Source organism: Streptomyces sp. MnatMP-M17 (assembly GCF_900091995.1).
GTDB lineage: Bacteria > Actinomycetota > Actinomycetes > Streptomycetales > Streptomycetaceae > Streptomyces.
This window is the reverse complement of sequence record NZ_FMDK01000923.1, coordinates 1-1,811: the sequence shown is the minus strand read 5'-3', so window position 1 is coordinate 1,811 and position 1,811 is coordinate 1. Positions and strand designations below refer to the sequence as shown.

At 73.0% G+C, this 1,811-nt stretch carries 1 protein-coding gene; it reads left to right on the top strand.

The window, feature by feature from the left end; genetic code table 11:
* Positions 1-267 precede the first annotated feature (267 nt).
* A complete protein-coding gene (locus GA0115259_RS33470) occupies positions 268-1,755 on the top strand; it encodes a bifunctional phosphatase PAP2/diacylglycerol kinase family protein (protein WP_176732741.1) in 1,488 nt (495 codons plus the stop codon).
* Positions 1,756-1,811: the final 56 nt, after the last annotated feature.

The following is a 1,811-nucleotide window of genomic DNA, read 5'->3' as shown; positions in this document are numbered from 1 at the left end:
GGCTCCGGCGCACGCGTCGGCCAGCTCGGGCAGGGCGGGCAGGCCCGCCTCGGGGACGGGCGGCGCGAACCGGACGGGCACGCGGCCCCCGGAAGCCGTACGCCGCCGCATACCGCCACCTCCCGCAGTCGTCCGCCGTAGGGGCTTTGCGTCTTTTGATCCCTCTATATGGAGTTATACAGAGTTATACGGGTTACGGCTCGGTGCTTCCCGGGCACCGGCGCACCGGACTGCTTGACGGCGCCGCCCTCGGGGTACCCGCGTTCCATGTTCACCACTTCTGCGGGAACTCGCCCCCGGATCGCGGCGCTGCTCGGCTCCTGGGACGAGCGGGCCTTCCGCTCCGTCGCCACCCGGCACTGGCCGGGCGCGGGCTCTGTGCTGCCACGGCTCAGCCGTACCGCCGACCACGGACTGCTCTGGTTCGGCGCCGCCGCGGGCATCGCCGTGCTGGGACGCGGCGTACGCTCGCGGCGGGCCGCCCTGCGCGGTGTGGTGTCGCTCGGGCTCGCCTCGGCCGCCATCAATACGGTGGGCAAGCGGGCGGTACGCCGTCCGCGCCCTCTGATCGACGGCGTACCGGTGATACGGCAGCTGAAGCGCCAGCCGTTCACGTCGTCCTTCCCGTCCGGACACGCGGCCTCGGCTGCGGCCTTCGCGACGGGCGTGACGCTGGAGTCGAGAAGCTGGGGCGCGGTGGTGGCGCCGGTGGCCGCCGCGGTGGCCCTGTCCCGCGTCTACACCGGCGTGCACTATCCGAGCGATGTACTGGCGGGAGCGGCGCTCGGGATCGGCGCGGCCTACGCCGTACGCGGACTCGTACCGACGCGTTCGCAGCTTCCGCCGCCCGGCCGGCCCTGCGCCGAGGCGCCCGCGCTGCCCGGCGGGAGGGAACTGGTCGTCGTGGTCAATCCGGCCGCCGGCTCGTCGGACACCGCCGCGCTGGTGCGTGAAGCGCTGCCGTACGCGGAGATCGTGGAGTGCGCGCCGGAGGAGATCGGGACCGAGCTGGAGAAGGCGGCGGGCCGCTGCCGGGCCCTCGGTGTGCTCGGCGGTGACGGAACGGTCAACCGGGCCGCCGGGACCGCCCTCCGGTACGGTCTGCCGCTGGCCGTCTTCCCGGGCGGCACGCTCAATCACTTCGCGTACGACCTGGGAACGGAGACCGTCCAGGACACCTGCCGGGCGGTGACGGCGGGCGACGCGATCCGCGTCGATCTGGGACGCTTCACTCCCGGTCCCGACGGCGCGGCCACGGGCCACTTCCTCAACACCTTCAGCCTGGGCGTCTATCCGGAGCTGGTACGGGTCCGTGAGCACTGGGCGCCCAGGATCGGCGGCTGGCCCGCCGGGATTCTCGCCGCGCTGAAGGTGCTGGGCGAGGGCCGTCCGCTGGAGGCCGAGTTCGAGGGCCGACGGCGCTCGCTGTGGCTGCTGTTCGCGGGCAACTCCCTGTACGAACGGATGGGACCGACTCCCGGCCACCGGCGCCATCTCGCCGACGGGCTGCTGGATGTACGGGTGGTGCACGGCGGCCGAGCGCCGAGCCTGCGACTGCTCGCCGCCGCACTGGCCGGACCGCTCAGCCGCTCACCCGTCCATGCGGCCGGTCACAGGAGCCGGCTCCACATCAAGGGCATCGCGCCGGGCACACCGCTGGCATTCGACGGTGAAGTGGCCGAGGCACCCAGGGAGTTGGTCCTGGACAAGGCGACGGAGGCGCTGACGGTCTACCGTCCGCAGGCGCTGCTCTAGGGTCTTTCGTTTGGATCTGGCCGGATCAGGGAGCGCCCGCCGCGGCAGCGGCTGAT